This is a genomic window from Methylobacterium sp. 142-1Y (assembly GCF_057747795.1).
Genome location: NZ_CM173224.1, coordinates 3,961,176 through 3,984,871 on the forward strand (window position 1 = coordinate 3,961,176; position 23,696 = coordinate 3,984,871).

Annotated in this window: 27 protein-coding genes; 13 read left to right on the forward strand and 14 right to left on the reverse strand. The window is 70.7% G+C overall.

Features of this window, described 5'->3' with window-relative positions:
- The first annotated feature begins 142 nt into the window (after positions 1-142).
- Positions 143-772, forward strand: coding sequence for a L,D-transpeptidase (locus AC3AOF_RS18115; protein ID WP_236989541.1), 630 nt, complete (start codon positions 143-145; stop codon positions 770-772).
- Positions 773-1,054: 282 nt separating this feature from the next.
- Here AC3AOF_RS18115 and AC3AOF_RS18120 read toward each other — a convergent pair whose 3' ends face one another.
- Positions 1,055-1,903: an AraC family transcriptional regulator gene (locus AC3AOF_RS18120; protein ID WP_488346097.1), complete on the reverse strand. Its 849-nt coding sequence runs from the start codon at positions 1,901-1,903 to the stop codon at positions 1,055-1,057.
- Positions 1,904-2,393: 490 nt separating this feature from the next.
- Here AC3AOF_RS18120 and AC3AOF_RS18125 point away from each other — a divergent pair, with 490 nt between their 5' ends.
- The gene (locus AC3AOF_RS18125; RefSeq protein WP_488346098.1) at positions 2,394-3,614 is read left to right on the forward strand and encodes an MFS transporter; all 1,221 of its coding nucleotides are present in this window, start codon (positions 2,394-2,396) and stop codon (positions 3,612-3,614) included.
- Here the strand turns inward: AC3AOF_RS18125 and AC3AOF_RS18130 are convergent, their stop codons facing one another.
- Entirely contained in the window at positions 3,615-3,992 is a 378-nt protein-coding gene (locus AC3AOF_RS18130) for a gamma-butyrobetaine hydroxylase family protein (protein ID WP_488346099.1), read from the reverse strand. It lies immediately after the preceding gene.
- Positions 3,993-4,108: 116 nt separating this feature from the next.
- Here AC3AOF_RS18130 and moaA point away from each other — a divergent pair, with 116 nt between their 5' ends.
- On the forward strand, positions 4,109-5,158 hold the full coding sequence (gene moaA, locus AC3AOF_RS18135) for a GTP 3',8-cyclase MoaA (protein ID WP_236989537.1): 1,050 nt from the start codon (positions 4,109-4,111) through the stop codon (positions 5,156-5,158).
- Here moaA and AC3AOF_RS18140 read toward each other — a convergent pair.
- Positions 5,155-5,358 carry a hypothetical protein gene (locus tag AC3AOF_RS18140; RefSeq protein WP_488346100.1) on the reverse strand — a complete coding sequence of 68 codons (204 nt, stop codon included), beginning with the start codon at positions 5,356-5,358 and terminating at the stop codon, positions 5,155-5,157. The genes moaA and AC3AOF_RS18140 overlap by 4 nt on opposite strands.
- Positions 5,359-5,521: 163 nt before the next feature.
- Positions 5,522-6,736 (reverse strand): NADP-dependent isocitrate dehydrogenase, encoded by a 1,215-nt coding sequence (locus AC3AOF_RS18145; protein WP_048433085.1) that lies wholly within the window; start codon positions 6,734-6,736, stop codon positions 5,522-5,524.
- A 307-nt stretch (positions 6,737-7,043) separates the two neighbouring features.
- Between AC3AOF_RS18145 and AC3AOF_RS18150 the strand changes: the two genes are divergently transcribed.
- A complete protein-coding gene (locus AC3AOF_RS18150; RefSeq protein WP_236989535.1) occupies positions 7,044-7,790 on the forward strand; it encodes an RNA methyltransferase in 747 nt (248 codons plus the stop codon).
- A 124-nt stretch (positions 7,791-7,914) separates the two neighbouring features.
- On the opposite strand, the gene AC3AOF_RS18155 is transcribed toward AC3AOF_RS18150, so the two are convergent.
- Positions 7,915-8,928 (reverse strand): NADP-dependent oxidoreductase, encoded by a 1,014-nt coding sequence (locus tag AC3AOF_RS18155; protein ID WP_236989534.1) that lies wholly within the window; start codon positions 8,926-8,928, stop codon positions 7,915-7,917.
- A 188-nt stretch (positions 8,929-9,116) separates the two neighbouring features.
- On the opposite strand from AC3AOF_RS18155, the gene AC3AOF_RS18160 reads away from it, so the two are divergent.
- Positions 9,117-9,521, forward strand: coding sequence for a DUF4174 domain-containing protein (locus tag AC3AOF_RS18160; protein ID WP_488346101.1), 405 nt, complete (start codon positions 9,117-9,119; stop codon positions 9,519-9,521).
- Between the two features lie 66 nt (positions 9,522-9,587).
- On the opposite strand, the gene AC3AOF_RS18165 is transcribed toward AC3AOF_RS18160, so the two are convergent.
- Entirely contained in the window at positions 9,588-10,133 is a 546-nt protein-coding gene (locus AC3AOF_RS18165) for a hypothetical protein (RefSeq protein WP_488346102.1), read from the reverse strand.
- A gap of 148 nt (positions 10,134-10,281) precedes the next feature.
- Here AC3AOF_RS18165 and AC3AOF_RS18170 point away from each other — a divergent pair, with 148 nt between their 5' ends.
- The 5 genes from AC3AOF_RS18170 to AC3AOF_RS18190 are packed head-to-tail and all read left to right on the forward strand — an operon-like array spanning position 10,282 to position 13,116.
- Complete coding sequence (locus AC3AOF_RS18170) at positions 10,282-11,073, forward strand: phosphodiester glycosidase family protein (RefSeq protein ID WP_488346103.1); 792 nt, start codon at positions 10,282-10,284, stop codon at positions 11,071-11,073.
- Between the two features lie 43 nt (positions 11,074-11,116).
- The gene (gene coaD / locus AC3AOF_RS18175; RefSeq protein ID WP_488346104.1) at positions 11,117-11,620 is read left to right on the forward strand and encodes a pantetheine-phosphate adenylyltransferase; all 504 of its coding nucleotides are present in this window, start codon (positions 11,117-11,119) and stop codon (positions 11,618-11,620) included.
- A gap of 30 nt (positions 11,621-11,650) precedes the next feature.
- Positions 11,651-12,199, forward strand: a complete 549-nt coding sequence (locus AC3AOF_RS18180; RefSeq protein ID WP_236989530.1) for a peptidylprolyl isomerase — start codon at positions 11,651-11,653, stop codon at positions 12,197-12,199.
- A gap of 3 nt (positions 12,200-12,202) precedes the next feature.
- Entirely contained in the window at positions 12,203-12,664 is a 462-nt protein-coding gene (locus AC3AOF_RS18185; protein WP_488346105.1) for a hypothetical protein, read from the forward strand.
- Positions 12,661-13,116, forward strand: coding sequence for a peptidylprolyl isomerase (locus tag AC3AOF_RS18190; protein ID WP_091746664.1), 456 nt, complete (start codon positions 12,661-12,663; stop codon positions 13,114-13,116). The genes AC3AOF_RS18185 and AC3AOF_RS18190 overlap by 4 nt, the downstream gene beginning before the upstream one ends.
- Before the next feature lie 259 nt (positions 13,117-13,375).
- On the opposite strand, the gene mobA is transcribed toward AC3AOF_RS18190, so the two are convergent.
- From mobA to AC3AOF_RS18220, 6 genes are all read right to left on the reverse strand, one after another.
- Positions 13,376-14,014 (reverse strand): molybdenum cofactor guanylyltransferase MobA, encoded by a 639-nt coding sequence (gene mobA, locus AC3AOF_RS18195; RefSeq protein WP_488346106.1) that lies wholly within the window; start codon positions 14,012-14,014, stop codon positions 13,376-13,378.
- A complete protein-coding gene (locus AC3AOF_RS18200) occupies positions 14,011-15,156 on the reverse strand; it encodes an Mrp/NBP35 family ATP-binding protein (RefSeq protein WP_488346107.1) in 1,146 nt (381 codons plus the stop codon). The genes mobA and AC3AOF_RS18200 overlap by 4 nt, the downstream gene beginning before the upstream one ends.
- Positions 15,157-15,285: 129 nt before the next feature.
- On the reverse strand, positions 15,286-16,059 hold the full coding sequence (locus tag AC3AOF_RS18205; protein WP_236989527.1) for an ABC transporter ATP-binding protein: 774 nt from the start codon (positions 16,057-16,059) through the stop codon (positions 15,286-15,288).
- The gene (locus AC3AOF_RS18210) at positions 16,056-17,093 is read right to left on the reverse strand and encodes a FecCD family ABC transporter permease (protein ID WP_236989526.1); all 1,038 of its coding nucleotides are present in this window, start codon (positions 17,091-17,093) and stop codon (positions 16,056-16,058) included. Before AC3AOF_RS18210 ends, AC3AOF_RS18205 begins: the two co-directional genes overlap by 4 nt.
- Complete coding sequence (locus tag AC3AOF_RS18215; protein WP_488346108.1) at positions 17,090-18,112, reverse strand: iron ABC transporter substrate-binding protein; 1,023 nt, start codon at positions 18,110-18,112, stop codon at positions 17,090-17,092. The genes AC3AOF_RS18210 and AC3AOF_RS18215 overlap by 4 nt, the downstream gene beginning before the upstream one ends.
- Positions 18,113-18,342: 230 nt before the next feature.
- A complete protein-coding gene (locus AC3AOF_RS18220; protein WP_236989524.1) occupies positions 18,343-18,552 on the reverse strand; it encodes a TOBE domain-containing protein in 210 nt (69 codons plus the stop codon).
- Between the two features lie 210 nt (positions 18,553-18,762).
- Between AC3AOF_RS18220 and AC3AOF_RS18225 the strand changes: the two genes are divergently transcribed.
- The 3 genes from AC3AOF_RS18225 (at position 18,763) to AC3AOF_RS18235 (ending at position 22,126) form a co-directional block, all read left to right on the forward strand.
- Positions 18,763-19,272 (forward strand): pyridoxamine 5'-phosphate oxidase family protein, encoded by a 510-nt coding sequence (locus AC3AOF_RS18225; RefSeq protein WP_236989523.1) that lies wholly within the window; start codon positions 18,763-18,765, stop codon positions 19,270-19,272.
- Positions 19,273-19,439: 167 nt separating this feature from the next.
- Positions 19,440-20,732 carry a nicotinate phosphoribosyltransferase gene (pncB, locus tag AC3AOF_RS18230; RefSeq protein ID WP_236989522.1) on the forward strand — a complete coding sequence of 431 codons (1,293 nt, stop codon included), beginning with the start codon at positions 19,440-19,442 and terminating at the stop codon, positions 20,730-20,732.
- A gap of 257 nt (positions 20,733-20,989) precedes the next feature.
- Positions 20,990-22,126 carry a diguanylate cyclase domain-containing protein gene (locus tag AC3AOF_RS18235; RefSeq protein WP_488346109.1) on the forward strand — a complete coding sequence of 379 codons (1,137 nt, stop codon included), beginning with the start codon at positions 20,990-20,992 and terminating at the stop codon, positions 22,124-22,126.
- Between the two features lie 139 nt (positions 22,127-22,265).
- Here the strand turns inward: AC3AOF_RS18235 and hemC are convergent, their stop codons facing one another.
- Positions 22,266-23,201, reverse strand: coding sequence for a hydroxymethylbilane synthase (gene hemC / locus AC3AOF_RS18240; protein WP_236989520.1), 936 nt, complete (start codon positions 23,199-23,201; stop codon positions 22,266-22,268).
- Between the two features lie 112 nt (positions 23,202-23,313).
- Positions 23,314-23,613: an antibiotic biosynthesis monooxygenase family protein gene (locus AC3AOF_RS18245; RefSeq protein WP_488346110.1), complete on the reverse strand. Its 300-nt coding sequence runs from the start codon at positions 23,611-23,613 to the stop codon at positions 23,314-23,316.
- Positions 23,614-23,696: the final 83 nt, after the last annotated feature.

Here is a 23,696-nt window from a genome sequence, read left to right on the forward strand (position 1 = left end):
GAAGCTTGGCCGGATTTAAGCTTGGCTTTGAGACGTGGGCGTTTACGGCTTGGCTATTGGTTCCGCCGTACGGTGCTGGTCGCGTTCGCACCGTCCTCGCTCCGCGCGTCCCCGTCCAAGCTGTCCTTGCCAAGAGGCTTTCATGCGCCGCTTCGTTCCCGCCCTGGCCGGGCTGGTCTGCGCCGTCACCGCCTGGGCGGCGCCCGCCGCCGCCTACGAGATCGACCCGCTCACCCGCCAGCCCCTCGACCAGCCGCTCGCCGTCACGGTGCGCTCCGCCGCTCCGGCGGCCGCTGCCGATCCCCTCGACGCCTCGGTGCCGAAGCTGAGCCCGATCCCGCGCGAGACGGTGGCCTATTCCGGCCCCTACGGCGCCGGCACCATCGTGGTCTCCACCGCCGAGCGCCGCCTGTACTACGTCCTCGGCAACGGCCAGGCCCTGCGCTACGGCGTCGGCGTCGGCCGCCCGGGCTTCGCCTGGAACGGCGTGCAGTCCATCTCGATGAAGCGCGAATGGCCCGATTGGCGCCCGCCGGCCCAGATGATCCGCCGCCGGCCCGACCTGCCGCGCTACATGAAGGGCGGCCCGGAGAACCCGCTCGGCGCCCGCGCGATGTATCTCGGCGGCTCGCTCTACCGCATCCACGGCTCGAACGAGCCCGAGACCATCGGCACCGCCGTCTCCTCCGGCTGCATCCGGATGACCAACGACGACGTGATGGACCTGTATACCCGCGCCAAGGTGGGGACGAAGGTGATCGTGCAGCGCTGATCGGCGCGCAGGGTTCAATCGATGGAAAAAGGCCGGCCTCGTGCCGGCCTTTTTCGTGTTCATGCGTCTGATATTCTCGGTTGTATGGCGTGGGGCCCTCTTTCCCGAGCAGGCTATCGCATTCACACATCTCGGTCTGAGCGCTTCGCCATTTGAGAATAGCACGCCTCTCCTCCCCCCGGCGATCCCGGGCTTGCCCGGTATCGCTGCAGGTTGGGGGGAGCCGGAAGTGGGGATGGTGCCGCGTGGAGCTCGACGCTTAATCCTGCACCACCCCCACCCCTAACCCCTCCCCACAAGGGGGAGGGGAAAGCGCCAGTCTTCCCAACGGCTTAGTCCCCCTCGCCGCCTCAGCCCCGCCGGCCTCCCCCGCATGGAGGCCTGCGGCGCGCAGCCCAGGTCGTGCCGGAACCCGTAGACGAAGACCGAGGTCGAGCCGTAGCCCGGCGTCATCGCCGTCCGCGTCACGTCGAGCCCGCCGCCCATCGGTTCGATCGCCTTGAACAGCCGCAGGCACCGGCGCCAGTCGCGCAGGCTCATGCCGAGCTCGGCCTCGAAGCGGCGGGCGAGGGTGCGGCCCGACAGGCCGAGCGCCCGGCCCCACGCCTCGGGGGCCCGGGCATCGGCCGGCTCGGCGTAGAGCGCTTCGCAGAGCCCCACGAGCGGGCCTCCGCGCGGCCGGGGCAAGGCTCCCGGCAGGGGAGTGGCGCGGCGGAGCTGGTCGGGAATCAGGCCGGCGACGCGCCCGGCATAGCCGTCGGCGTCGTCCTGCCCGTCGATCGCCGCCGCCTCGACGATGAGGGCCTGGAGCAGGGCCGAGACGCCGGACACCGTCGGCTCCACCGGCAGCCTCGCACCGACCGCGTCGGCGATCCACAGGCTGCGGAACGCGGTCCCGAGCAGCGAGCCGACCCGATGCCCGGTCGGTCGCCACACCGCCTGTTCCGGTGAGATCACGAAGGAGCGGCCGGCCACCGCCACGGTCAGCACGCCGGAGATGGTGTAGACGACCTGATGCCAGTCATGCGCGTGCTCAGGAAAGGCGTGGTACGCCGGGATGCCCTGCGCCCGCACCGTGAGCGGCTGCGGCGACCTCACACCATGCGGCGTCTCGATCGTCACCCACCGCATGCGGGGCTCCAGTTCGGCGGAAATTCTCCACAGCTTGGCACCCCGTCGAAATACGGACGGCCGGTGCTCCGCCATGCAGGAGAAGACTCTTGCTGTCCCAGGCGGGAATCGGAGAAGAAGACCCTCATGGCCCACCATGATCGCCGCGGCCTGCCGGTCACGACCCGCTCCGACGCCGCCGCCGCACATGACCGCGCGGGCATCGATCTCCTGCTCGCCGCTTGGCCGGGCGCCGCCGAGGCGCTCGACGCCGCGATCGCGGCCGATCCGGATTTCGCCCTCCCCTACGCCGCTCGGGCGCGCCTGCACGCGATGCGGGCGGAATCGGCGGCGGCGCAAGATCGCATCACCCGAGCCGCCGCCTGCGAGGCGCGCGCCGGGACCGAGCGCGAGCGCAGCCATGTCGTGGTCCTGTCGCTGGCGATCGACGGCCGGTCGGGGCCGGCCCTGGCGCGCCCGCTCGCCCATCTCGAATCCTGGAGAGTCATCGATGTCGAACCCCGCCGCCCCGATCGCCGGGCTCCCCCTTCCCGCCGCGACCGGCACCGGCAACGTGCTGCGCCTCGCGCTCGCCCAGGCCCTGGCCGGCGCCAACTCGGTCGTGGTCTACGCCACCGGCGCCGTCATCGGCAGCCGGCTGGCACCCGATCCGGCGCTCGCCACCCTGCCGATCTCGATCTTCGTCGTCGGCATGGCCGCCTGCACCCTGCCGGCCGGGCGCATCGCCCGGGCCCATGGCCGCCGCACGGCCTTCCTGGCCGGAACCGGGTGCGGCGTGCTCGTCGGGCTGCTGGCGGCGCTCGCCGTGGTGCTGTCGTCGTTCTGGATTTTCTGCCTGGCGACCTTCTTCGGCGGCGCCTACGCGGCGGTGGTGCTGTCGTTCCGCTTCGCCGCCGCCGATTGCGTCGCGCCGGCGCGACGCCCGCGGGCGCTGTCGGCCGTCATGGCAGGCGGCGTGTTCGCCGGGATCATCGGGCCGCAGCTCGTCAGCCACACGATGGACCTGTGGCCCGCCCACGCCTTCGCCGCGACGTTCCTCGCGCAAGCCGCGGTGGCGGCGCTCTCGGCCGTGGTGCTGATGGGCGTGCGGCTGCCAGGGCCGACGCAAGCCGACCGCTCCGGCGGACGCCCGCTCAGCCTGATCGCCCGCCAGCCGCGCTTCATCACCGCGGTCCTGTGCGGGGTGGTGTCCTACCTTCTGATGAACTTCCTGATGACCGCCGCGCCGCTGGCGATGCACCTGTGCGGGTTCACGCAAGCCGACGCCAATCTCGGCCTGCAATGGCACGTGATCGCCATGTATGCGCCGAGCTTCTTCACCGGGCGGCTGATCGCCCGGTTCGGGGCTCCCGCCGTGGTGGCGGCCGGGCTCGCGCTCACCGCGACCGCGGCGGTCGTCGGGCTGTCGGGCCTGGATCTCGCCCATTTCTGGGCCTTCCTGGTCCTGCTTGGCCTCGGCTGGAATTTCGGCTTCGTCGGCGCCTCCGCCATGGTGCTCGACTGCCACCGGCCGGAGGAGCGCACCCGGGTGCAGTCGCTCAACGACTTCGTGGTGTTCGGCACGATGGCGGTCGGCTCGTTCTCCTCCGGCGGGCTGCTGGCCCATTACGGCTGGGACGTGGTCCTGTGGGTGTCGTTCGGGCCGCTCGCGGTGGCGGTCGCGGCGCTCACCGTCGCGGCGGCGTCGCGGCCGGCCCCGGCGGCGGTCTGATCACCGCCGCCGCGCCGGCTCGCGGCTCAAGGAACGGGCCGCCAGTTCCTCCTCGTAGCGGGCAAAGCGCGTCGCCTGCTCTTCGCCCAGGCGGCGCAGGAAGTCGAAGGCGTAGATCCCGGTATCGTGCATGTCGTCGAAGGTGAGCTTGACGGCGTAGTTGCCGACCGGTGCCACCGCCAGGATCTGGACCTCGCGCTTGCCGGGAATCCACTGGCGCTCGGAGGGCGCATGGCCCTGGACCTCGGCCGAGGGGCTCTCGACCCGCAGGTACTCCGCCGGCAGGGCGTAGGCCGAGCCGCTGGCGTAAGCGACATGAAGCGTGCGCTTGTCGCGCGACAGCCGGATCTCGGTCGGCCAGTCAGCCTCGTCGGTCATGGCTTGCGTCTCTCCTTACGCCTCTGGCACAACTTGCCGGCGGTCTCACGAGCGCTCATATGCAGGCCGACACCCGGCCGCCAGAGCCTTGAGTCCCGCCGAGGAAGTTGAAGCGCATGTGGGGTCCCCGTACCGACGATCCGATGCCGGCGGTGTCCGTGCCGCCCCGGCCGGCGCCGCTGATCGATCCGTTCCAGCGCGCGATCACCTACCTGCGCGTCTCGGTGACCGATCGCTGCGACCTGCGTTGCGTCTACTGCATGTCCGAGGACATGGCCTTCCTGCCCAAGCGCGACCTGCTCACGCTGGAGGAGCTGGACCGGGTCTGCTCGGTCTTCGTGGAGCGCGGCGTGAGGAAGCTGCGCATCACCGGCGGCGAGCCGCTGGTGCGCCGGGACATCATGCGGCTGTTCCGCAACCTCTCGCGCCATCTCGCCTCCGGGGCGCTGGAGGAGATGACGCTCACCACCAACGGCACCCGCCTGCGCCAGCACGCCGCCGAGCTGGCGGATCTCGGCATGCGCCGGATCAACGTCTCCCTCGACACCCTCGACCCCCAGAAATTCCGGGCGATCACGCGGCGCGGCGACCTCGACACGGTGCTCGACGGCATCGCGGCGGCGCGCGAGGCCGGCCTGAAGGTCAAGATCAACGCCGTGGCGCTGAAGGGCGTCAACGAGGACGAGATTTCAGGCATGCTCGCCTGGGCCCATGGGCTCGGCATGGAGATGACGCTGATCGAGGTGATGCCGCTCGGCGACATCGAGCCCGACCGGGTCGACCAGTTCCTGCCGCTCTCGGTGGTGCGCGAGCGGCTGTCCGAGCGCCTTACCCTCACCCCGCTGCCCGACCGCACCGGGGGCCCGGCCCGCTACGTGCGGGTGGAGGAGACCGGCGGACGGCTCGGCTTCATCACGCCGCTCACCCACAATTTCTGCGAGAGCTGCAACCGGGTGCGCCTGACCTGCACCGGCCAGCTCTACCTATGCCTCGGCCAGGAGGACGCCGCCGACCTGCGGGCGGCGCTCCGCGCCTCCCCCGACGACGCCGTGGTGGCCGAGGCCATCCGAGAAGCCATCACCCGCAAGCCGAAGGGCCACGACTTCGTCATCGCCCGCGCGGCCAAGCCCGCGGTGCCGCGGCACATGAGCACGACCGGGGGTTAGAGCAGCACCCGATCACGGTGCGACACGATACACGACACAACGGGGTGCACGATGCGGGCCATCGCCGGGTGGCGGTGTGGGGCATCGGCGGTGACGACGCAGCCGGTCAGATCCAGGCTCGCCAGCATCGGGATGGTCGCAAGAGGATGGCGAGCATGGGGGGGGCGCACCTCGCGGAAGATGGCCGGAACGGCATTCATCGCGCGGCCTCCCTGGTCGGAGAGGCCGCTCTCTGAACTCGCGTTCAGGGCAGATCGACCCAAGGCCATCTCGGACGCACTTGTCCCGCCCACTCGGGAGACACGCGACATCGTCTTCGATTGGAAGATGGAAAGGCGGCCGGGAGCCCGGCCGCCTCGGGCCTTATGCCGTCATCGCGGTCTTCAGGTTCTCGTCGATCTTGTCGAGGAAGCCGGTGGTCGAGAGCCACTTCTGGTCGGGGCCGACGAGCAGCGCGAGGTCCTTGGTCATGAAGCCGGCCTCGACGGTGTCGACGCAGACCTTCTCCAGGGTCTCGGCGAACTTGGCGAGATCGGCGTTCGAGTCGAGCTTGGCGCGGTGCGACAGGCCGCGGGTCCAGGCGAAGATCGACGCGATCGAGTTGGTCGAGGTCTCCTTGCCCTTCTGGTGCTCGCGGTAGTGGCGGGTCACCGTGCCGTGGGCGGCCTCGGCCTCGACGGTCTGGCCGTCGGGGGTGAGCAGCACCGAGGTCATCAGGCCGAGCGAGCCGAAGCCCTGCGCCACGGTGTCCGACTGCACGTCGCCGTCGTAGTTCTTGCACGCCCAGACGTAGCCGCCGGACCACTTCAGGGCCGAGGCGACCATGTCGTCGATCAGGCGGTGCTCGTAGGTGATGCCGGCCGACTGGAACCGCGACTTGAACTCGGCCTCGTACACCTCCTCGAAGATGTCCTTGAACCGGCCGTCATAGGCCTTCAGGATGGTGTTCTTGGTCGAGAGGTAGACCGGGAACTTGCGGGCCAGGCCATAGTTCATCGACGCGCGGGCGAAGTCGCGAATCGACTCGTCGAGGTTGTACATCGATAGGGCGACGCCGGCGCCCGGGAACTTGAACACCTCGCGCTCGATGACGGTGCCATCGTCACCCTCGAACTTGACCGTCATGCGGCCCTTGCCCGGCACCTTGAAGTCGGTGGCGCGGTACTGGTCGCCATAGGCGTGACGGCCGACCACGATCGGCTGGGTCCAGCCCGGCACGAGGCGCGGCACGTTCTTGCAGATGATCGGCTCGCGGAAGATCACGCCGCCGAGGATGTTGCGGATCGTGCCGTTCGGCGACTTCCACATCTCCTTGAGGTTGAACTCCTTCACCCGGGCCTCGTCCGGGGTGATGGTGGCGCACTTGACGCCGACGCCGTGCTTCTTGATCGCCTCGGCGGCCTCGATCGTCACCTTGTCGTTGGTGGCGTCGCGGTGCTCGACCCCGAGGTCGTAGTATTCCAGCGGAACGTCGAGGTAGGGGTGGATCAGCTTGTCCTTGATGGACTGCCAGATGATCCGGGTCATCTCGTCGCCGTCGAGCTCGACGACGGGGTTCGCCACCTTGATCTTCGCCATGTCTGATCCAGCCTTCCGTGATCCGGGGGCCGCCCGCATGCCCGGGTAAGGCACGCGGCCGGCCGTGGCGCGGTCATAGCGCGCTGCACAAACAGGGGGAAGCGCCGGGACGGAATGGTTTTTCTCCGGTGTCACGAAAAAAGCCCCGGCGCGGGGGCACCGGGGCTGCAAGGAGGTCCGCCCTAACAACACGGATCGGGGCCGGTGGGTTCCCGGGCAGGCGCGACGCCCCTTCGCGATCCGGGCGGAAGGCCTTATGTGCCGGCAACTCCTCCCGTCCGATCACGTCCATGACCGATCGCATTTCATGACCGCTTCCTTGCCGAACCGCCCCGTCATCATCCTGGTCGAGCCGCAACTCGCGGAGAATATCGGCATGACCGCCCGCGCGATGGGGAATTTCGGGCTCGACGCCCTGCGCATCGTCAACCCGAAGGGCGGCTGGCCGATGAAGGGCGTGCGCGAGACGGCCTCGAGCGCCACCCACGTCCTCGACGGCACGACCGTCTTTCCCACGGTTCCCGAGGCCCTGGCCGACCTGCATTACGTGCTCGCCACCACGGCCCGGGAACGGGGCCAGATGAAGCGGGTCTTCGGGCCCGACGCGGGGATGGCGGAGGCGGCCGGCCGGCTCGCGGCGGGGGAGCGGGTCGGTATCCTGTTCGGGCGCGAGCGGGTCGGGCTGTCGAACGACGAGGTCTCGCTGGCCGATGCCATCGTCACCTTCCCGGTCGATCCGGAGCATGCCTCGCTCAATCTCGCCCAGAGCGTGCTCCTCGTGGGCTACGAGTGGCGGCGGGCGGCGGGACAGGCCGTGCTGCCGTTCTCCGGGGAGATGCGCTCGGGACCGGCGCCGCGGGGGGCCCTGATCTCGCTGTTCGAGAGCCTGGAAGCGGAACTCGACGCCGCCGGCTACTACCCGCCGGCGAAGCGCGACGGAATGATCCGCAACATGCGCGACATGTTCCACCGCATGGCGATGACCGAGCAGGACGTGAAGAGCTTCCGGGGGGCGTTGCGGGCGCTGGCACGGCGGCCAGCGGAGGACGAGTAGGTCTCCGCGGGTTCAATCGATCCCGCGGCGCGTCTGCCACCCTCTTGGTCATCCCGGGTTCCGCTGCGCGGCCCCGGGATGACGATGGAGGATGTAGCTTTCGTCTGCGAAAAACGAATGCGTCCTATAGCTTCACGATCAATTTCCCGAAGTTGCGGCCCTTGAGCAGGCCGATGAAAGCCTCGGGTGCGTTCTCCAGCCCCTCGACCACGTCCTCGCGGTAGCGGATCTTGCCCTCGCGCAGCCATTGGCCGACGTCCTTGTGGAAGGCCGGGCCCTGATCGGCGAAATCGGAGACGATGAAGCCGCGGAAATTCAGCCGCTTGCTCAAGACGGCGCGCATCAGGGCCGGCACCCGGTCGGGTCCGGCGGGCAGCTCGGTCATGTTGTAGTTGGCGACGAGGCCGCAGACCGGGATGCGGGCGAAGTCGTTGAGGAGCGGCAGCACCGCGTCGAACACCGCGCCGCCGACATTCTCGAAATACACGTCGATGCCGTCCGGGCAGGCCGCCGCGAGCGCGGCGGGCAGGTCGCCGGAGCGGTGATCGACCGCCACGTCGAAACCCAGCTCCTCGGTAAGGTGCCGGCACTTGTCCGGCCCGCCGGCGATGCCGACCGCGCGGGCCCCCTTCAGCTTGGCGATCTGGCCGACCAGCGAGCCGACCGGACCGGTCGCGGCGGCGACAACCACGGTCTCGCCGGCCTTCGGCGCCCCGATGGTGAGCAGCCCGGTATAGGCGGTCATGCCCGGCATGCCGAGGACGCCCAGCGCCGTGGTGACGGGGGCGGCGGCGGGATCGAGCTTGCGCAGACCCTGGCCGTTCGACACGGCGAAATCCTGCCAGCCGCCATAGGCCGACACCGTATCGCCGACCGCGAAGCCGGGATGGTGCGAGGCCACCACCTCCGACACCGTGCCGCCGACCATCACGTCGTTGATCTCGACCGGCTTGGCGTAGGACTTCGCCGCGCTCATCCGGCCGCGCATGTAGGGATCGAGGGAGAGGTAGCGGTTGCGCAGCAGCACCTCGCCCTCCTTGGCGACCGGCACCGTTCCGCGCTCGACGCGGAAATGGGCCGGGGTCGGCTCGCCGTGGGGCCGGGACGCCAGGACGATACGGCGGTTCACGTCGGACATGCGGGGACCTCCCTTCAGGGATTTTCTCGGGGTGCGGGCTGGCCTCCCGGCCACGCCCACGCGTCGATCCCGTCGCAACTGGGACGCGCGACCCCGCGCGTCAACGCCGCGCTGGCCGGAGTTTGTAAGAGCCTTACCTGCGAGAGATGCGCCGGTCCCGCCCGGCTCCACTGCGAAAGGGTTCGGCCATGCTCCCGTCCTCGCTCCTCGCCGGCGCGCTCCTGCTCGCGGCAGCGATCCCGGCTGCAGCCGCCGGCTCCGATCTCGACCGCTACCGCTGGAAGTCCCGGGTGCTGGTGATCGCGGCCGATGCCGGCGATCCCCGCGCCGCCGCGCAAGGACGCATCGCCGAGGCGGCGGCGTCGGGGATGCGCGAGCGCGACCTCGTGGTGGTGCGGGCGATCGGGGAGGGAAGGGGGGCGGCCGCCTTGCGTCGCCGCCTCGGCCTGCCGGCGACGGGATTCCGGGCGGTGCTGGTCGGCAAGGATGGCGGGGCGAAGCTCACCGCCGAGCAGCCGATCCCGGCCGAGCGCCTCTTCTCCACCATCGACGCCATGCCGATGCGGCGGGAGGAGGCGGCGGGACGCCGCTGATGGGCCCGTAACGGGAAAGGGCCGCCCTTGCGCGGGCGGCCCTCGTTGGATCGCAGTCGGTCGCCGTCAGTAGCAGCGGGTCACGAGGACGCGGCGGTAGCCCCACGGGGTCCAGCGCACGCGCGGCACCTCGTAGCAGCCGCCGCCATAGCCGTAATCGTAGCCGCCGCCGTAATACCCGACCGGGGCGTATCCGCCGTAGCCGTAGCCGCCGTAATACGGGTAGGCCGTGGCCGCCGCGAGGCCGAGCCCGACGCCGAGCCCGAGGCCCGCCGCGCCCCAGCCGTAGCCGCGGCGATAGCCGTAGCCGCCGCGCCAGCCGCCATAGCCCCCGCGCCAGCCGCCGAAGCCCACGCCGCGATAGCCGCCGTAACCGCCGCGCCAGCCGCCGAATCCGCCCCGGTAGCCACCGAAGCCGACCCCGCGATACCCGCCGAAGCCGCCGCGGAAGCCACCGCCGCCGAAGCCGCCCCGGAACCCGCCGCCGAAGCCGCCGCCATGGAAGCCACCACCATGGAACCCGCCACCGCCGAAGCCCCGCGCCTCGGCGGTGGCCGGAACGACGAGCAGCGCACCCGCGAGGGCCGCCGATGCCGCCAACATGCCCTTCATGATCCGATCTCCCTTCGAGAGATAATCCGTGAACCCCCAGGCACTCAGAACGCCGACGCTCGTTCTCCGGTTCATGCTGCAAAACGTCACGATCGCCCTATACCGGTATCCCGAAAACCGGTCGCACGGGCGGGGAGCGGAGAGGCACATGGTGGGTCTGATGGCGGGTATGACCGGGCGTATCGGGGCGGTGTTGCTAGGGGCGGGGCTCGCGTGGCTTCCCGCCGGCCCTGCCGCTGCGGCGCCCGGCCCTGTCCCCACCTCCACCCCGGCGGCCTCCTGCCGGCCGCAGACCCATGAAGGCCAGGCCTACGCCGTCTGCACCGTCGACCTGCGGCGCGCCCGGGTGAAGCTGTTCTGGCGCGGGCCCGACGGCCTGCCCTACGGCTCGCTCTCGCGGCTCGCCGGCCAGCAGGGCGACAAGCTCGCCTTCGCGATGAATGCCGGCATGTACGACAACGGCCTCGGCCCCGTCGGCCTCTACGTCGAGGACGGGCGCGAATTGAAGGCCGCCAACACTGCCAACGGCCCGGGCAACTTCCACATGAAGCCCAACGGGGTGTTCTACGTCGCGGGCGACCGCGCCGGGGTGATCGAGACCGGGCGCTACCTGAAGGCCCGTCCGCGCGCCGAATTCGCGACCCAGTCCGGCCCGATGCTGGTGATCAACAACCGCATCCATCCCAAGATCTCCGAGGACGGGCCATCGCAAAAGATCCGCAACGGCGTCGGCGTGCGGCCGGACGGGCATACGGCGGTGTTCGCGATCTCGGAGGCGCCGGTGAGCTTCGGGGCCTTCGCGCGGCTGTTTCGCGACGATCTCGGCTGCCCCAACGCGCTCTTCCTCGACGGCAGCGTGTCGAGCCTCTACGCCCCGTCCCTGGGCCGCCAGGACCTGAGCCGGCCCCTCGGGCCGCTGGTCGGTGCCGTGACGAAATGACGGGCGGTTCCGTCGGGCCCGAAAATGCTCTAGGGGGACCATGATGAACCGCACCGCGCTCTATGCCGGCTCCTTCGATCCGGTGACCAACGGCCATCTCGACGTGGTGCGCCAGGCCTGCCGCCTGGTCGGCCGCCTGGTCGTGGCGATCGGCGTGCATCCGGGCAAGACCCCGCTCTTCTCCGCCGAGGAGCGGGCGGAGCTGATCCGGGTCACCTGCGGGCCGCTCGCCGCCGAGACCGGGACGCGCCTCGAGGTCGTCACCTTTGCCGACCTCGCGGTGGCGGCGGCGCGGCGGCACGGCGCCAGCCTGTTCATCCGCGGTTTGCGCGACGGCACCGATCTCGATTACGAGATGCAGCTCGCCGGCATGAACGGCGCCATGGCGCCGGAGGTGCAGACCGTGTTCCTGCCGGCCTCGACCGGCGTGCGGCCGATTACCGCCACCCTGGTCCGCCAGATCGCCGCCATGGGCGGCGACGTGCGGCCCTTCGTGCCCGCGGCGGTGGCCGACCGCCTCGGCGCCCGCTTCGCCCCGTCCGCCTGACGCGGCCCTTCTTCCACCCAGGAGACCTCCATGATCCGCTGGCTCGCAGCCCTGGTGCTGTCCGTCGCCGCCTTCGGTGCCGCCGTCCCGGCGAGCGCCGCGCCCGACCAGAACACCGTCTATCTCGACACCAAGGACGGCCGGATCACCATCCAGCTGCGTCCCGACCTCGCACCCAAGCACGTCCAGCAGATCAAGACGCTGACGAAGCGCGGCTTCTACAACGGCATCGTGTTCCACCGCGTCATCGACGGCTTCATGGCGCAGACCGGCGACCCGACCGGTACCGGCATGGGCAAGTCCGACCTGCCGAACATCCCGGCGGAGTTCTCCAAGACGCCGTTCAAGCGCGGCACCGTCGGCATGGCCCGCTCGCAGGACCCGAACTCGGCCAATTCGCAGTTCTTCATCTGCTTCGGCGACGCCTCGTTCCTCAACAACCAGTACACGGTGGTGGGCGAGGTGACCTCCGGCATGGACGTGGTCGACAAGATCAAGAAGGGCTCGTCGGCCCAGAACGGCACCGTGCAGAACCCGGACAAGATCGTCCGGATGAGCCTGGCGCAGGACGGCCAGTAAACCTTGCGCGGCGGGTTTTTTCGCGCCGGCCTCGCGCTGGTGGTGTCGATCTCGCCCGCCGCCGCGCAGTTCGACGTCTACGACAACCCCTCGGTGCTCTCGCTGCCGACCACCCTGCGGGCGACCGTGCGGGTTCCGGTGACGCCGCCGGAGGGGCCCGCCGACACCCTGGCGGCGCTTTATCCGCACCTCGCCACCTGCTGGCGCGCCCCGGCCGGTCTCGGGCCCGGCGCGATCACCGCGCGCTTCGCGCTGCGGCGGGACGGGAGCCTTCAGGGCACCCCGCGGATCACGTTTTCGCGCGTTTCGCCCCGATGGCGGGACGCGCTCGTCGCCGAGACCCTGGCGTCGCTGGCCCGCTGCACCCCGGCGCGGCTGACGGCGGGGCTCGGCGGCGCCGTCGCGGGGCGTCCCATCGCCCTGCGTTTCGTCTACCCTGGTCCGATTCAAGGAGACCGACCATGACCGACAGCAACCGACTCGTGATGGAGACCAGCAAGGGCCGCGTGGTCATCGAGCTGCGCCCCGACCTCGCCCCCAACCACGTCGAGCGGATCACGACCCTCTCGGAGCAGGGCTTCTACGACGGCGTGCCGTTCCACCGCGTGATCGACGGCTTCATGGCCCAGACCGGCGATCCGACCGGCACCGGCACCGGCGGCTCCGAGCTGCCCGACCTGAAGGCCGAGTTCAACGCCGAGCCGCACGTGCGCGGCACCTGCTCGATGGCCCGCACCAACTTCCCGCACTCGGCCAACTCGCAGTTCTTCATCTGCTTCTCCGACGCCCGCTTCCTCGACAAGCAGTACACGGTGTGGGGCAAGGTCGTTGAGGGCATGGACGTGATCGACCAGATCAAGCGCGGCGAGCCGGTGCGCGATCCCGACACCATCAAGTCGATGCGCGTCGAGGCGTAATCTCATCATCGGCGAGCCGACGCTGCCGCGATGACCGCGGGAACCCTCCCCCCTCTGCGGGGGAGGGTGGCGAACGGAGTGAGCGCAGCGGGACGAAGTCCCGCCGAGAGGGGCAGCGCGACGGTGATCCAGAGGGCGCCCTTCATGACGGTCGCGACTTCTCCGGAAGCGGCGTCCCCTCTCCCGCCCCAGCGCGAGTGCTTCGCACTCGCCGTGGGGCACCCTCCCCCGCAGAGGGGGGAGGGTTCAAGCCCGAGCCTCAATAGATAAGCGTGCGGCCCTCGCCCGCCACCAGCCGCTCCGCCGCGAAAAAATCCTCCGGCGTGTTGAGGTTCAGGAACGGATCGACCGGTTCCGTCTCCCACGCCGCTTCCGCGGCGTTGTGCCGGGCGATCCACATGCCCACCCGCCGCAGGCCCCGCTCGACGAGGGCGGTCCGCAGGTCGTGGCGCAAGGACACCGCCCAGACCCCGTTCACGAAATGCAGCTGCCCGCCGGAGGCCGCGACCGCCATCTCGACGCCGTCGCGGCCCCGCGCCGCGTGGAGCCGGGCGACGAAGTCGTGGGGCAGGAACGGCGTGTCGCCGGCGACGCTCGCGACGTAAGGAACGTCCGGATGGTGGCTCGCGCAGAAATCGAGGGCGGCGAGCACGCCGGCGAGCGGCCCGGGCGCGTCGGGCAGCGAATCCGGCACCACGAAGCCCGTGAAGGCGCGGAACCGCCCCGGATCGCCGTTGGCGTTGAGGATCAGCCCGGCGGAGCATTGCGGGCCTAGGCGCTCGGCCACTCGTTCGAGCAGGGTCCTGTCGCCGAGCCGCAGCAGCGGCTTGTCGCCGCCGCCCATCCGGCGGGAGAGCCCGCCGGCCAGGATCACCCCGAGGGTCGGAGGAATACTCACTCGATCACGATCCGCGGCGCCGGGCGCGGGCCGGCGCCGCCGCTGAGATTCGTCCAGAGCGCCGCAGCGATCGCCCGGTAGGCGGCGGCCTGCGGCCCGTCGGGATCGACCGCCACGACCGGGCGGCCGGCATCCGAGGATTCGCGGATCGTCATGGTGAGCGGCACCTCGCCGAGGAACGGCACGCCCAGGGTCTCGGCCTCGTGGCGGGCGCCGCCATGGCCGAAGATGTGCGAGGTGCCGCCGCAATGCGGGCAGACGAAGGTCGCCATGTTCTCGACCACGCCGAGGATCGGCACCTCGACCCGGCGGAACATCGTGACCGCGCGCCGCGCGTCGATGAGCGCGAGATCCTGCGGCGTCGAGACGATCACCGCGCCGGCGAGCGGCGTGGCTTGCGCCAGCGTCAGCTGCGCGTCGCCGGTGCCCGGGGGCATGTCGACGATCAGCACGTCGAGTTCGCCCCAGGCGACCTCGCGCAGGAGCTGGGTCAGGGCCGATTGCACCATCGGGCCACGCCAGATCATCGCCGTGTCGGCGGAGATCAGGAAGCCGATCGACATCACCGGAAGGCCGTAGCCGTTGAGCGGCACGATGCGCTGGCCTTGCGGCGTGTTGATCGTCTCCGGCTTGCGGTCGAGGCCGAACAGCTTCGGGACCGAGGGGCCGTAGATGTCGGCATCGAGCAGGCCGACCTTGAGCCCCTGGGCGCGCAAAGCCAGGGCGAGGTTGCAGGCGGTGGTCGACTTGCCGACGCCGCCCTTGCCCGAGGCCACCGCCACGATGTGGCGCACCCCCGGCAGGGCCGGGCCGGGCCGGGGGCCACCTTGCGGCGCGCCGCCCGGGGCGGCGGGGCGGGGGGCGGGGCCGGCGCCGGTTCCGGCACCCGGACCGCGCTCGGCGGTGAGGCTCGCCAGAGCCGCCTTGACGCCGGGCACCTTGAGCACCGCGATCTCGGCCGCCTGGCGCACCGCCTCGAAGGCCTTGGCCTCCGGCGGCGCGATGCCGATCGAGAAGACGACCCGGCCGGAAGGGTCGATGACGATCTCCGACAGGCGGCCGGAGGCCGGCAGGCTGGTCCCCGCCGCATCGACCGTCACGCCCGCGAGCGCCTTCAGCACGTCGTCCCGGGTGATCGCCACGTCGTCTCGCTCCTGTCCGCCACGCGTATCCGTCCGGCGTCATGTAACCCCTGCGCCGGGAAACGCCAGCGCGGCGGGGACGGTCATCGGTGGGGGGCAGCGTGAGGCGCAGGTCTCGGAACGGCGTCCTCACCCGCCTGGCAGGAAGGCCCGTGCGCCGGTGCCTGAATCCCGCACCTCCTCGACCGGCGCGCCGTAGAGCCGGCTCAAGCTGGCGGCGTCCAGCACCTCCGCCACCGGGCCGGCGGCGAGGGCCGAGCCGCCGCGCAGCAGCAGCGCCCGGTCGGCGTAGCGGGCGGCCTGGTTGGGGTCGTGGGTGGTGAAGAGCAGGCCGAGCCCGTCGGCGCGCAGGCGTAGGATCTCGGCCATCACCCGGCCCTGGTTGCCGAAATCGAGGCTGGCGGTCGGCTCGTCGAGGACCACGATGCGGGGCTCCTGCGCCAGTGCCCGAGCCACCAGCACCAGTTGCCGCTCGCCGCCCGACAACCGCGTCACCGGGCGCTCGGCGAGATGGGCGATGCCCATGCGGGCAAGCGCCGCCTCCGCCGCCGCGTGGTCGGCCCGGGACGGGGCGGCGAGCAGGCCGGTGCGGCTGGTGCGCCCCATCAGCACGACCGCCCGTGCCGTGAAGGCGAAGGCGCTCGCCGCGGCCTGCGGTACGTAGGCCATCGCCTGCGCCCGCTCCCGGGCGGTGAGACTGCCGAGCGGCCGGCCCTCGACCCGGATCGTGCCGCCCAGAGCGGGCAGCAGGCCCAACAGGGTCTTCAGCAAAGTGGTCTTGCCGCCGCCATTCGGTCCGAGCAGCGCCAGGGCCTCGCCGGCGGCGAGCTGCATCGTGAGCCCCCGCCCGATCTCCCGGCCGGGATAGCCGAAGGCGAGGTCGTCGGCCTGGAGCAGGGTCACGACCAGTCCCGCTCCGCCCGGGCGAGCAGCCAGAGAAACACCGGCGTGCCCACGAAGGCGGTGAGGATGCCGAGCGGCACCTCGACCGGCGCCACGGTGCGGGCGAGGGTGTCGATGGTGAGTAGCGTCCCGGCCCCGAGAAGCGCCGCGGTCGGGATCAGCCGGCCGAAGCCGGGGCCGACGAGGAACCGGGCGAGATGCGGCACCACCAGCCCGACCCAGCCGACGATGCCGGCCGTCGCGACGCTCGCCGCCGTGACCAGGGTGGCGGCGGCCACGACGGCGACCCGCAGGGGGCCGGTGGCGAGGCCGAGCGCGCGCGCCTCCTCGTCCGGCAGGGACAGCACGTCGAGGCGCCAGCGCAGCAGCAGGAGGAGCGCGGTGCCGAGGATCACGGGACCGGCGAGCGGCAGCAGGTCGGCGGGGTGCGTGCCCGACAGGCTCCCTAAGAGCCAGAAGGTCATCGCCGGGAGCTGGTTGTAGGGGTCGGCGAGATACTTGATCAGCCCGACCCCGGCGCCGAGAAGCGAGCCGATGACGACGCCGGCCAGCACCAGCACCAGGACCGGATCGCGCCCCGACAGGGCGGTACCGAGCGCGTAGACGCAGGCGACCGCGATCAGCCCGCCCGCGAAGGCCAGCCCCTCGATCGCCAGCACCCCGAGGGACAGCCAGATGCCGACGACCGCGCCGAGTGCCGCCCCGGACGAGGCGCCGAGGATGTCGGGCGAGACGAGGGGATTGCGAAACAGCCCCTGGAAGGCGGTGCCGGCGACCGAGAGGGCGGCGCCGATCAGGATCGCGGCGGCGATGCGGGGCCCACGGATCTGCAGCACCACCGCCTCGACGGCAGGCGCCACGTCCGGCGCGTGGCCGGTGAGGCGGCCGAGGAGCACCCGGGCGACGTCGAGAAGCGAGACCGGATAGCGCCCGACCCCGAAGGCGAGGGCGGCGGCGAGCACCAGGGCCAGCAGCGCCAGCCACGGCCCGCCGAGCCGCACCGCCCGGATGCCCGCGAGGGCGATGCCGCTCACAGCGCTCCCGCCAGCACGCGGTCGAGGGCCGATTCGTCCGGCGTCACGTGGTAGAGCCGGCCGTAGAGGTCGCGGGCAACGCCCTTGATGTCCTCGGGGAACAGCGCCGGATAGAGGATTTTTCCGAGCCACCACAGGCCGATCAGGCGGTTGACCGAAGGCGGGAAATCGACCCAGCCGAAGGGCAGCGATGGGCTCACGTGGAGCCGCCCGGATCGCAGGGCCGGGGTCGCCTGCCACAGCGGGTCCTGCCGCGCTGCGGCCGTGAAGGCGGGGTCGAGGGCGACGATCACCTCGGGCGCCCAGGCCACCACGTCCTCCGGCGAGACCTGCGCCAGGCCGCTACCCGGGCCGGCGACGTCGACGGCGCCCATCAGCGTCAGCGCCTCGACGTTGATCGAGCCAGCCCGCGCCGTCTCGAGGCCGCGGAGGCCCCGGGCGAGGTAGACCCGGGGGCGCTTATCCTCCGGCACCGTCGCGACGCGCGCGCGCATCGTCGCCAGGATGCCCTCGGCGAGGGAGGCCAGGGGTTCGGCGTCGCGCCCGATCAGCCGTCCGAGGCTGCGATAGGTGGCGGGTGCCGAGGCGAGGCGCCCGTCGAGAAGGGCGTAGGGAATGCCGGTCTGGCCCTGCACCCGGTCGGCCAGCGAGCGGTAGGTCTCGGCGGTGGAGCCGACATCGAGGATCAGGTCGGGCTTGAGCGCCAGCACCGCCTCGAGGTTGGCGGTGTTGCCGCGCCCGGTGAGCCGCCCGACCTCCGGCAGGTCGGCGGCCGGCGGCAGCAGGTAGGGTTTTTCCGCCGGGCGGATCGCCCGCGGCCAGCCGAGCAGCAGGTCGGGGGCGAGCGTGTAGAGCAGGATCGCCGCCGGGGGACCTGCGGGAAACACCCTGGTGACGGGATGTCTCAGGGTGTCGAGCGTCCGGCCGGCATCGTCCCGCGGGGGCTCGGCGGCGCGGGCCGCGTTTGCCAGCGCGAAGGCTGCGGAGCCGATCAGGAGGGAGCGTCGGTCGAGCGGCATCGCAAAGGCACTCACAACCTGCCGTCCGGCATCATGAACGATCCCACCCACGACCTCATCCTGAGGTGCGACCGTCAGGGAGCCTCGAAGGAGGGCTCCAGGGATCGCGGAGACTTCCGGAGCCCTCCTTCGAGGTCAGTCGATTTTCAATCGACTGACACCTCAGGATGAGGTCGTGGGTGGGGTGAGCACGGCGTCTGCGATCCCGCTTCAGCCCACCACATTGCATCTCAATCCGTGGCGATCATCACGTCGCTGGACTTGATCACCGCCTTCACGGTCTTGCCGGGCGCCAGGCCCAGCTCGTCGGCGGATTCATTGGTGATCGCCGCTGTGACGATCTGCCCGCCGGCGAGCTCGACCCGGATATGGGCGGTGGTGGCGCCCTTCTTGACCTCGACGACCTTGCCGTCGAGCTGGTTGCGCGCGCTGATCTTCATCTCGGACTCGTGTCTTCGCATCGGATATGGCGGTGCCCCGCCATGCGGCCGCCGTTACCGCACAGATAGGCGCGCCGCCCTGTCAGGCGAGTCCGACATCACGGCCGAGTTTCGGCCGCGGGCAACCGAAACCAAAGCCGGCATCGTCCGTTGTCGTGCAGCTTCGAGCGGCTTTGCCCGCTCGCGACGTGTTTCGAGGGAGATCGACCGATGCACCAGGGCAGCCACCGCGACCACGAGGGCGCTAAGAAGCTCTTCGCGATGATCAAGGACGTGAAGGTCGCGATGATGACCACGGCCGATTCCGACGGGCAGCTGCGCAGCCGCCCGATGTGGAACCAGGATGCGGACGAAGCCGGCGACCTGTGGTTCTTCGTCAAGCAGGACGCGCCGGTGACCAACGAGATCGGCCGCGACAACCAGGTCAACCTCTCCTATTCCGATCCGTCGAGCCAGAACTACGTGTCGGTGTCGGGCAAGGCCGAGATCGTGCGCGACAAGGCACAGATCGATGCCAAGTGGAGCGAGAGCCTGAAGACCTGGTTCCCCGGCGGAAAGGACGATCCGTCGGTCGCGCTGATCCGCGTCCACCCGGAGAAGGGCGAGTACTGGGACAGCCCGAACTCGACGATGCTCCATCTCTACGGCTACGTGAAGGCGGCGGTGACCGGCGAGTCGCCGAAGACCGAGAAGAAGGCCGTCGATCTCGGCGCCCGCTGAAGGCGAGGCGCCGGCTGAGGATTGCAGCGGAAGCTGAGCGGTCACTCGGCTCGCGCGCTTGACTCAGGCGCCCGAACCGTGCGGGCTTCGCACCCGCCGTCGCCCCGCCCGAGGGGCGACGGTCCGGCCGCTCGCAGGAGGCGGCCCGAGGCAGGCAGGCACGGGCGATGCTCGATCTCGCGACCAGGGTCTACAACCACACCTGGAAGATCGACCCGATCATCCGCTCCGTGCTCGACACGGATTTCTACAAGCTCCTGATGGCCCAGACGATCTTCCGGCGGCATCGGAATGTCTCGGTCACCTTCGGCATCCAGAACCGCACCAGCCGGATCAGGCTCGCCGACCTCATCGATCCCGGCGAATTGCGCGAGCAGCTCGATCATTGCCGATCGCTGCGGCTGACGCGGGGCGAATCGACCTGGCTGCGCGGCAACACCTTCTACGGAAGGCGCCAGATGTTCTCGCCGGACTTCATGGACTGGCTCGAGAATTTCCGCTTCCCCGATTACCTCCTGGAGAAGCAGGACGGTCAATACGTGCTCACCTTCCACGGCCCGTGGATCGAGACCACGATGTGGGAGGTGCCCGCACTCGCCATCCTCAACGAGCTGCGCTCGCGCGGCGTGCTCAAGGGCATGGGCAAGTTCGAGCTGCAGGTGCTCTATGCCCGCGCGATGACCCGGATCTGGGAGAAGATCGAGCGGCTGAAGAACCTGCCGGGTCTTTCCATCGCCGATTTCGGCACCCGCCGCCGCCACGGCTTCCTGTGGCAGGACTGGTGCGTCGAGGCGATGATCGAAGGCTTGGGCTCGAGCTTCCTCGGCACCTCGAACTGCCTGATTGCGCTTCGCCACGACATCGAGGCGGTGGGCACCAACGCCCACGAGCTGCCGATGGTCTATTCGGCGCTGGCCGAGACCGAGGAGGAGCTCGCCCGCGCGCCCTACCTGGTGCTGGCCGACTGGCAGCGGGATTACGCCGGCAACCTCCTGGTGATCCTGCCCGATACCTACGGCACCACCGGCTTCCTGGAGCGCGGGCCGGCCTGGATGGCCGACTGGACCGGCATCCGCATCGATTCGAAGGACCCGATCGAGGGGGGCGAGGAGGCGATTCGCTGGTGGACCAAGCACGGCCGCAACCCGCGGGAGAAGCTGGCGATCTTCTCCGACGGGCTCGACGTCGACGTGATCGAGCGGATCCACCGCCATTTCCACGGCCGCCTGCGCATCGGCTACGGCTGGGGCACGCTCCTCACCAACGATTTCCGCGGGCTGGCGCCGGATGGCCGCCTCGACCCGATCTCGATCGTCTGCAAGGTGATCTCCGCCAACGGCCACCCGACCGTGAAGCTCTCCGACAATCCCACCAAGGCGCTCGGACCCGAGGACGAGGTCGAGCGATACAAGCGGGTCTTCGGCGTCGGCGCGCAGCGGGCGGTGCCGGTACTGGTCTAGAGCATTTGCCGACGAAGCGGATACCGGTCCGCCGAAGAAAGCGCGTCGAAATCGAAGACCTGTAGTGCCGTCCGATTGCAGCGCGATCTGACAACGCTCCAGGGGAGTATTCCGAACGGCAGATGGCTTCCGCTTTCCTCAGGCTGTGACACGAGAGGCCGTGCCGCGAAGATTCGGCCCGATCCCAGGGATATTGTCGGAATCGTCATAGATCCCGTGGTTCCGTCACGTCAGGAAACGGGGTGGACACACGGCGGATGCCCGCAGGCGCTGAAACGGACGATGTCTACGCCGCGCTGGTCGCCGAGCTTGCGCGCATCGCCCTGCCGACGACCATCATGGCCATCACGCTGGCGGCGGTGGGCCTGTTCATCGCCCAGGTCCTGGGCCATGCCTTCCTGTTCGCGGCGGTCGCGGTCGGCCTCCTGACTTCGGCATGCAAGCTCGCCCTCATCGTCCTGCAGATGCGGCGGCTGGCGAGGGGTCCGCTCACGCGCAAGGAGGCCCGCCGCTGGGAGTGGGGCCAGATCCTGACCACCATCGGGGTCGCCTCCTCGGTCGGCGCGCTCGTCGGCACGGTCTTCGCGCAGCCCCGGATGGATCTGCAGATGCTCGCGACCGGGCTGTTGTTCGGCTATTGCTCCGGCGTCGTCACCCACCTCTCGGTCCGGCCCTTCATCGCGGCCGGCGCGCTGCTGCTGGCGGCCCTGCCGGCGATCGTCTCGGCAGCCTGGGCCGGGGGCATGTCCCACGGCATCCTGGCGACGATGTTCAGCCTCTTCCTCGTCGGGGCGCTGCAGAGCGTCCTGTCGGCCCATCGCACGGCCATCCGGCAGATCCGGCTGCGCCTCGACATGGCGGCGCTCGCCCGCAGCGACGCCCTGACCGGGCTCGCCAACCGGCTCGGGCTGCGCGGGGCGTTCGACGGCTTGTCGGCGATGGGGAACGACAGCGTGGCGATCCACTGCTTCGATCTCGACGGCTTCAAGCCCGTCAACGACCGCTTCGGCCACGCGGCCGGGGACGCCCTGCTGCAGGAGCTCGGCGCGCGACTGCGCCTGCTTCTCGCCGCGCCCGCCCTGGCGGCCCGGATCGGCGGGGACGAGTTCGTGGTGCTCCAGCCCGGGGTACGGCACGTCGAGGAGGCGGAAACTCTCGCCCGCCGTATCGTCCACGCCCTCGGCGCACCCTACCAGCTCGGGACGCAGACCGTCACCGTCGGACTGAGCCTGGGCTTTGCCTGCGCGCCCTCGGCCTCGGCGGATCTCGACGATCTGCTCCGGGAAGCGGACGCGGCCTCCTACGCGGTCAAGCGGCGGGGCGGCGGGGTCGCCGCGGGCGGGCTCGGCGGCGCCCGGGAGCAGGAGCGGCGAGCTGGAACGATGCGGGTGTGACCCGCGCGCCGATCACTCCGTGCGGCGGTCCGCCCGCGGGCGCAGCCCCCGATCACCTTGCGATCGGACGCTGCTCTGGATTTTCGATTGTGCCGCATTCTCTCTCGACGAACCGGCACCCGCTTCGTCGGAAAACGCTCTATTGCAGCTTGTCCCGGTAGGTCTCGCCCGCTTTCGCCTTCAGCTCCGCGCCCGCCTCGCGCCCGATCGTCAGGGCGTCGGCGGCGGCGCCGGCGCGGTGGGTCGTCCAATGGGCGCTGCCGTCGGGCAGGAACAGGATCCCGTCGAGGGTCAGGCGGTCGCCGTCGATCTGGGCGAGCGCCGCGATCGGGGTGCGGCACGAGCCGTCGAGCTCTTCGAGCAGGGCTCGTTCGGCTCCCACCGCGATCGTGGTCGTGGGGCAGGCCACCACCTGAAGGCGCGCGATCACCTCGGTGTCGCCGGCCCGGCACTCGATGCCGAGCGCCCCTTGCGCCACCGCCGGCAGCATCGCGCTCACCGGCAGGATCTCCTGCGCGCGGTCGGCGAGACCGAGGCGCTCCAGTCCCGCGATGGCGAGCAAGGTGGCGTCGCAGGCGCCCTCCTCGAGGCGCTTCATCCGGGTATTGGCGTTGCCGCGCAAGGGGACGATCGTGAGGTCGGGCCGGTGCATCAGCACCTGCGCGCCGCGGCGCAGGGACGACGTGCCGACCCGGCTGCCCGGCGCCAGGGTGGCGAGGCTCTGCGCCCGCGGCGACAGGAAGGCGTCGCGGGGATCGTCCCGCTCCAGGATGCAGGCGATGACGAGCCCGTCCGGCAGCCAGGTCTCGACGTCCTTCATCGAATGGACGGCGATGTCGACCTGATCGGTCAGCAGCGCCTGCTCCAGCTCCTTGGTGAACAGCCCCTTGCCGCCGATCTCGGAGAGCGGCCGGTCGAGCACCTTGTCGGCCACCGTGGTGACGACGACGAGCTCCATCGCGCCGGGCTCGGCGAGGTCGGGATGGGCCGCCGCGATGCGGTCGCGCACCATCCCGGTCTGGGCGAGCGCCATCGGGCTGCCGCGGGTGCCGATGCGCAGGGGACGTCGGGCCATGTCGGGTGCCGTGAGATCGAGGAACCTTGACTCGCGAGTAGCGGGTCGGGCGCCTCATGTCACGCTGCGGCTGCGCTCGAGGCGCGCGCCCGGGCGCGGCGCGTCCCGCGGTTCAGAAGCCCTGGACCGCCAGCACCGTGTGCTCGACCTGCGGCGGAGCGGCGAAATGCTCCGAGACCAGGGCGCGCCAGGCCGGGAAATCCGCCGATTCGCGAAAGTCGACCGTGTGGTTCTCCAGGGTCTCCCACCGCACCATCAGGCGGTAGCGGGTCGGGATCTCGACCGAGCGTTGCAGCTCCATGCCACGGCAGCCCTTGGCACGGCGAAACAGCTCCGCCGCCCGGCCGACGCCGGCCTCGAAGGCGCTCTCGTGCCCGGGTTTCACCTCGATCTGCGCGATTTCCAGAACCATGCCGGTCTCCTGTCCGATCGGGGTCAAGCCATGCGCGAAGCCGCCGGCCTTGTCCAACGCGACGGGCGGCGGCGAGAGCGGTG

Coding starts and splice junctions, on each gene's coding strand:
- AC3AOF_RS18145 (WP_048433085.1), bottom strand. CDS start 6,736: ATGGCGAAGATCAAGGTGGCGAACCCCGTCGTCGAGCTCGACGGCGAC.
- AC3AOF_RS18115 (WP_236989541.1), top strand. CDS start 143: ATGCGCCGCTTCGTTCCCGCCCTGGCCGGGCTGGTCTGCGCCGTCACC.
- AC3AOF_RS18130 (WP_488346099.1), bottom strand. CDS start 3,992: ATGACCGACGAGGCTGACTGGCCGACCGAGATCCGGCTGTCGCGCGAC.
- AC3AOF_RS18155 (WP_236989534.1), bottom strand. CDS start 8,928: ATGTCCGACGTGAACCGCCGTATCGTCCTGGCGTCCCGGCCCCACGGC.
- hemC (WP_236989520.1), bottom strand. CDS start 23,201: ATGGCCCGACGTCCCCTGCGCATCGGCACCCGCGGCAGCCCGATGGCG.
- AC3AOF_RS18120 (WP_488346097.1), bottom strand. CDS start 1,903: ATGCGGTGGGTGACGATCGAGACGCCGCATGGTGTGAGGTCGCCGCAG.
- moaA (WP_236989537.1), top strand. CDS start 4,109: ATGTGGGGTCCCCGTACCGACGATCCGATGCCGGCGGTGTCCGTGCCG.
- AC3AOF_RS18215 (WP_488346108.1), bottom strand. CDS start 18,112: ATGCCGCTCGACCGACGCTCCCTCCTGATCGGCTCCGCAGCCTTCGCG.
- coaD (WP_488346104.1), top strand. CDS start 11,117: ATGAACCGCACCGCGCTCTATGCCGGCTCCTTCGATCCGGTGACCAAC.
- AC3AOF_RS18235 (WP_488346109.1), top strand. CDS start 20,990: ATGCCCGCAGGCGCTGAAACGGACGATGTCTACGCCGCGCTGGTCGCC.
- pncB (WP_236989522.1), top strand. CDS start 19,440: ATGCTCGATCTCGCGACCAGGGTCTACAACCACACCTGGAAGATCGAC.
- AC3AOF_RS18245 (WP_488346110.1), bottom strand. CDS start 23,613: ATGGTTCTGGAAATCGCGCAGATCGAGGTGAAACCCGGGCACGAGAGC.
- AC3AOF_RS18190 (WP_091746664.1), top strand. CDS start 12,661: ATGACCGACAGCAACCGACTCGTGATGGAGACCAGCAAGGGCCGCGTG.
- AC3AOF_RS18225 (WP_236989523.1), top strand. CDS start 18,763: ATGCACCAGGGCAGCCACCGCGACCACGAGGGCGCTAAGAAGCTCTTC.
- AC3AOF_RS18220 (WP_236989524.1), bottom strand. CDS start 18,552: ATGAAGATCAGCGCGCGCAACCAGCTCGACGGCAAGGTCGTCGAGGTC.
- AC3AOF_RS18160 (WP_488346101.1), top strand. CDS start 9,117: ATGCTCCCGTCCTCGCTCCTCGCCGGCGCGCTCCTGCTCGCGGCAGCG.
- AC3AOF_RS18180 (WP_236989530.1), top strand. CDS start 11,651: ATGATCCGCTGGCTCGCAGCCCTGGTGCTGTCCGTCGCCGCCTTCGGT.
- AC3AOF_RS18165 (WP_488346102.1), bottom strand. CDS start 10,133: ATGAAGGGCATGTTGGCGGCATCGGCGGCCCTCGCGGGTGCGCTGCTC.
- AC3AOF_RS18125 (WP_488346098.1), top strand. CDS start 2,394: ATGTCGAACCCCGCCGCCCCGATCGCCGGGCTCCCCCTTCCCGCCGCG.
- AC3AOF_RS18140 (WP_488346100.1), bottom strand. CDS start 5,358: ATGAATGCCGTTCCGGCCATCTTCCGCGAGGTGCGCCCCCCCCATGCT.
- AC3AOF_RS18170 (WP_488346103.1), top strand. CDS start 10,282: ATGGTGGGTCTGATGGCGGGTATGACCGGGCGTATCGGGGCGGTGTTG.
- AC3AOF_RS18150 (WP_236989535.1), top strand. CDS start 7,044: ATGACCGCTTCCTTGCCGAACCGCCCCGTCATCATCCTGGTCGAGCCG.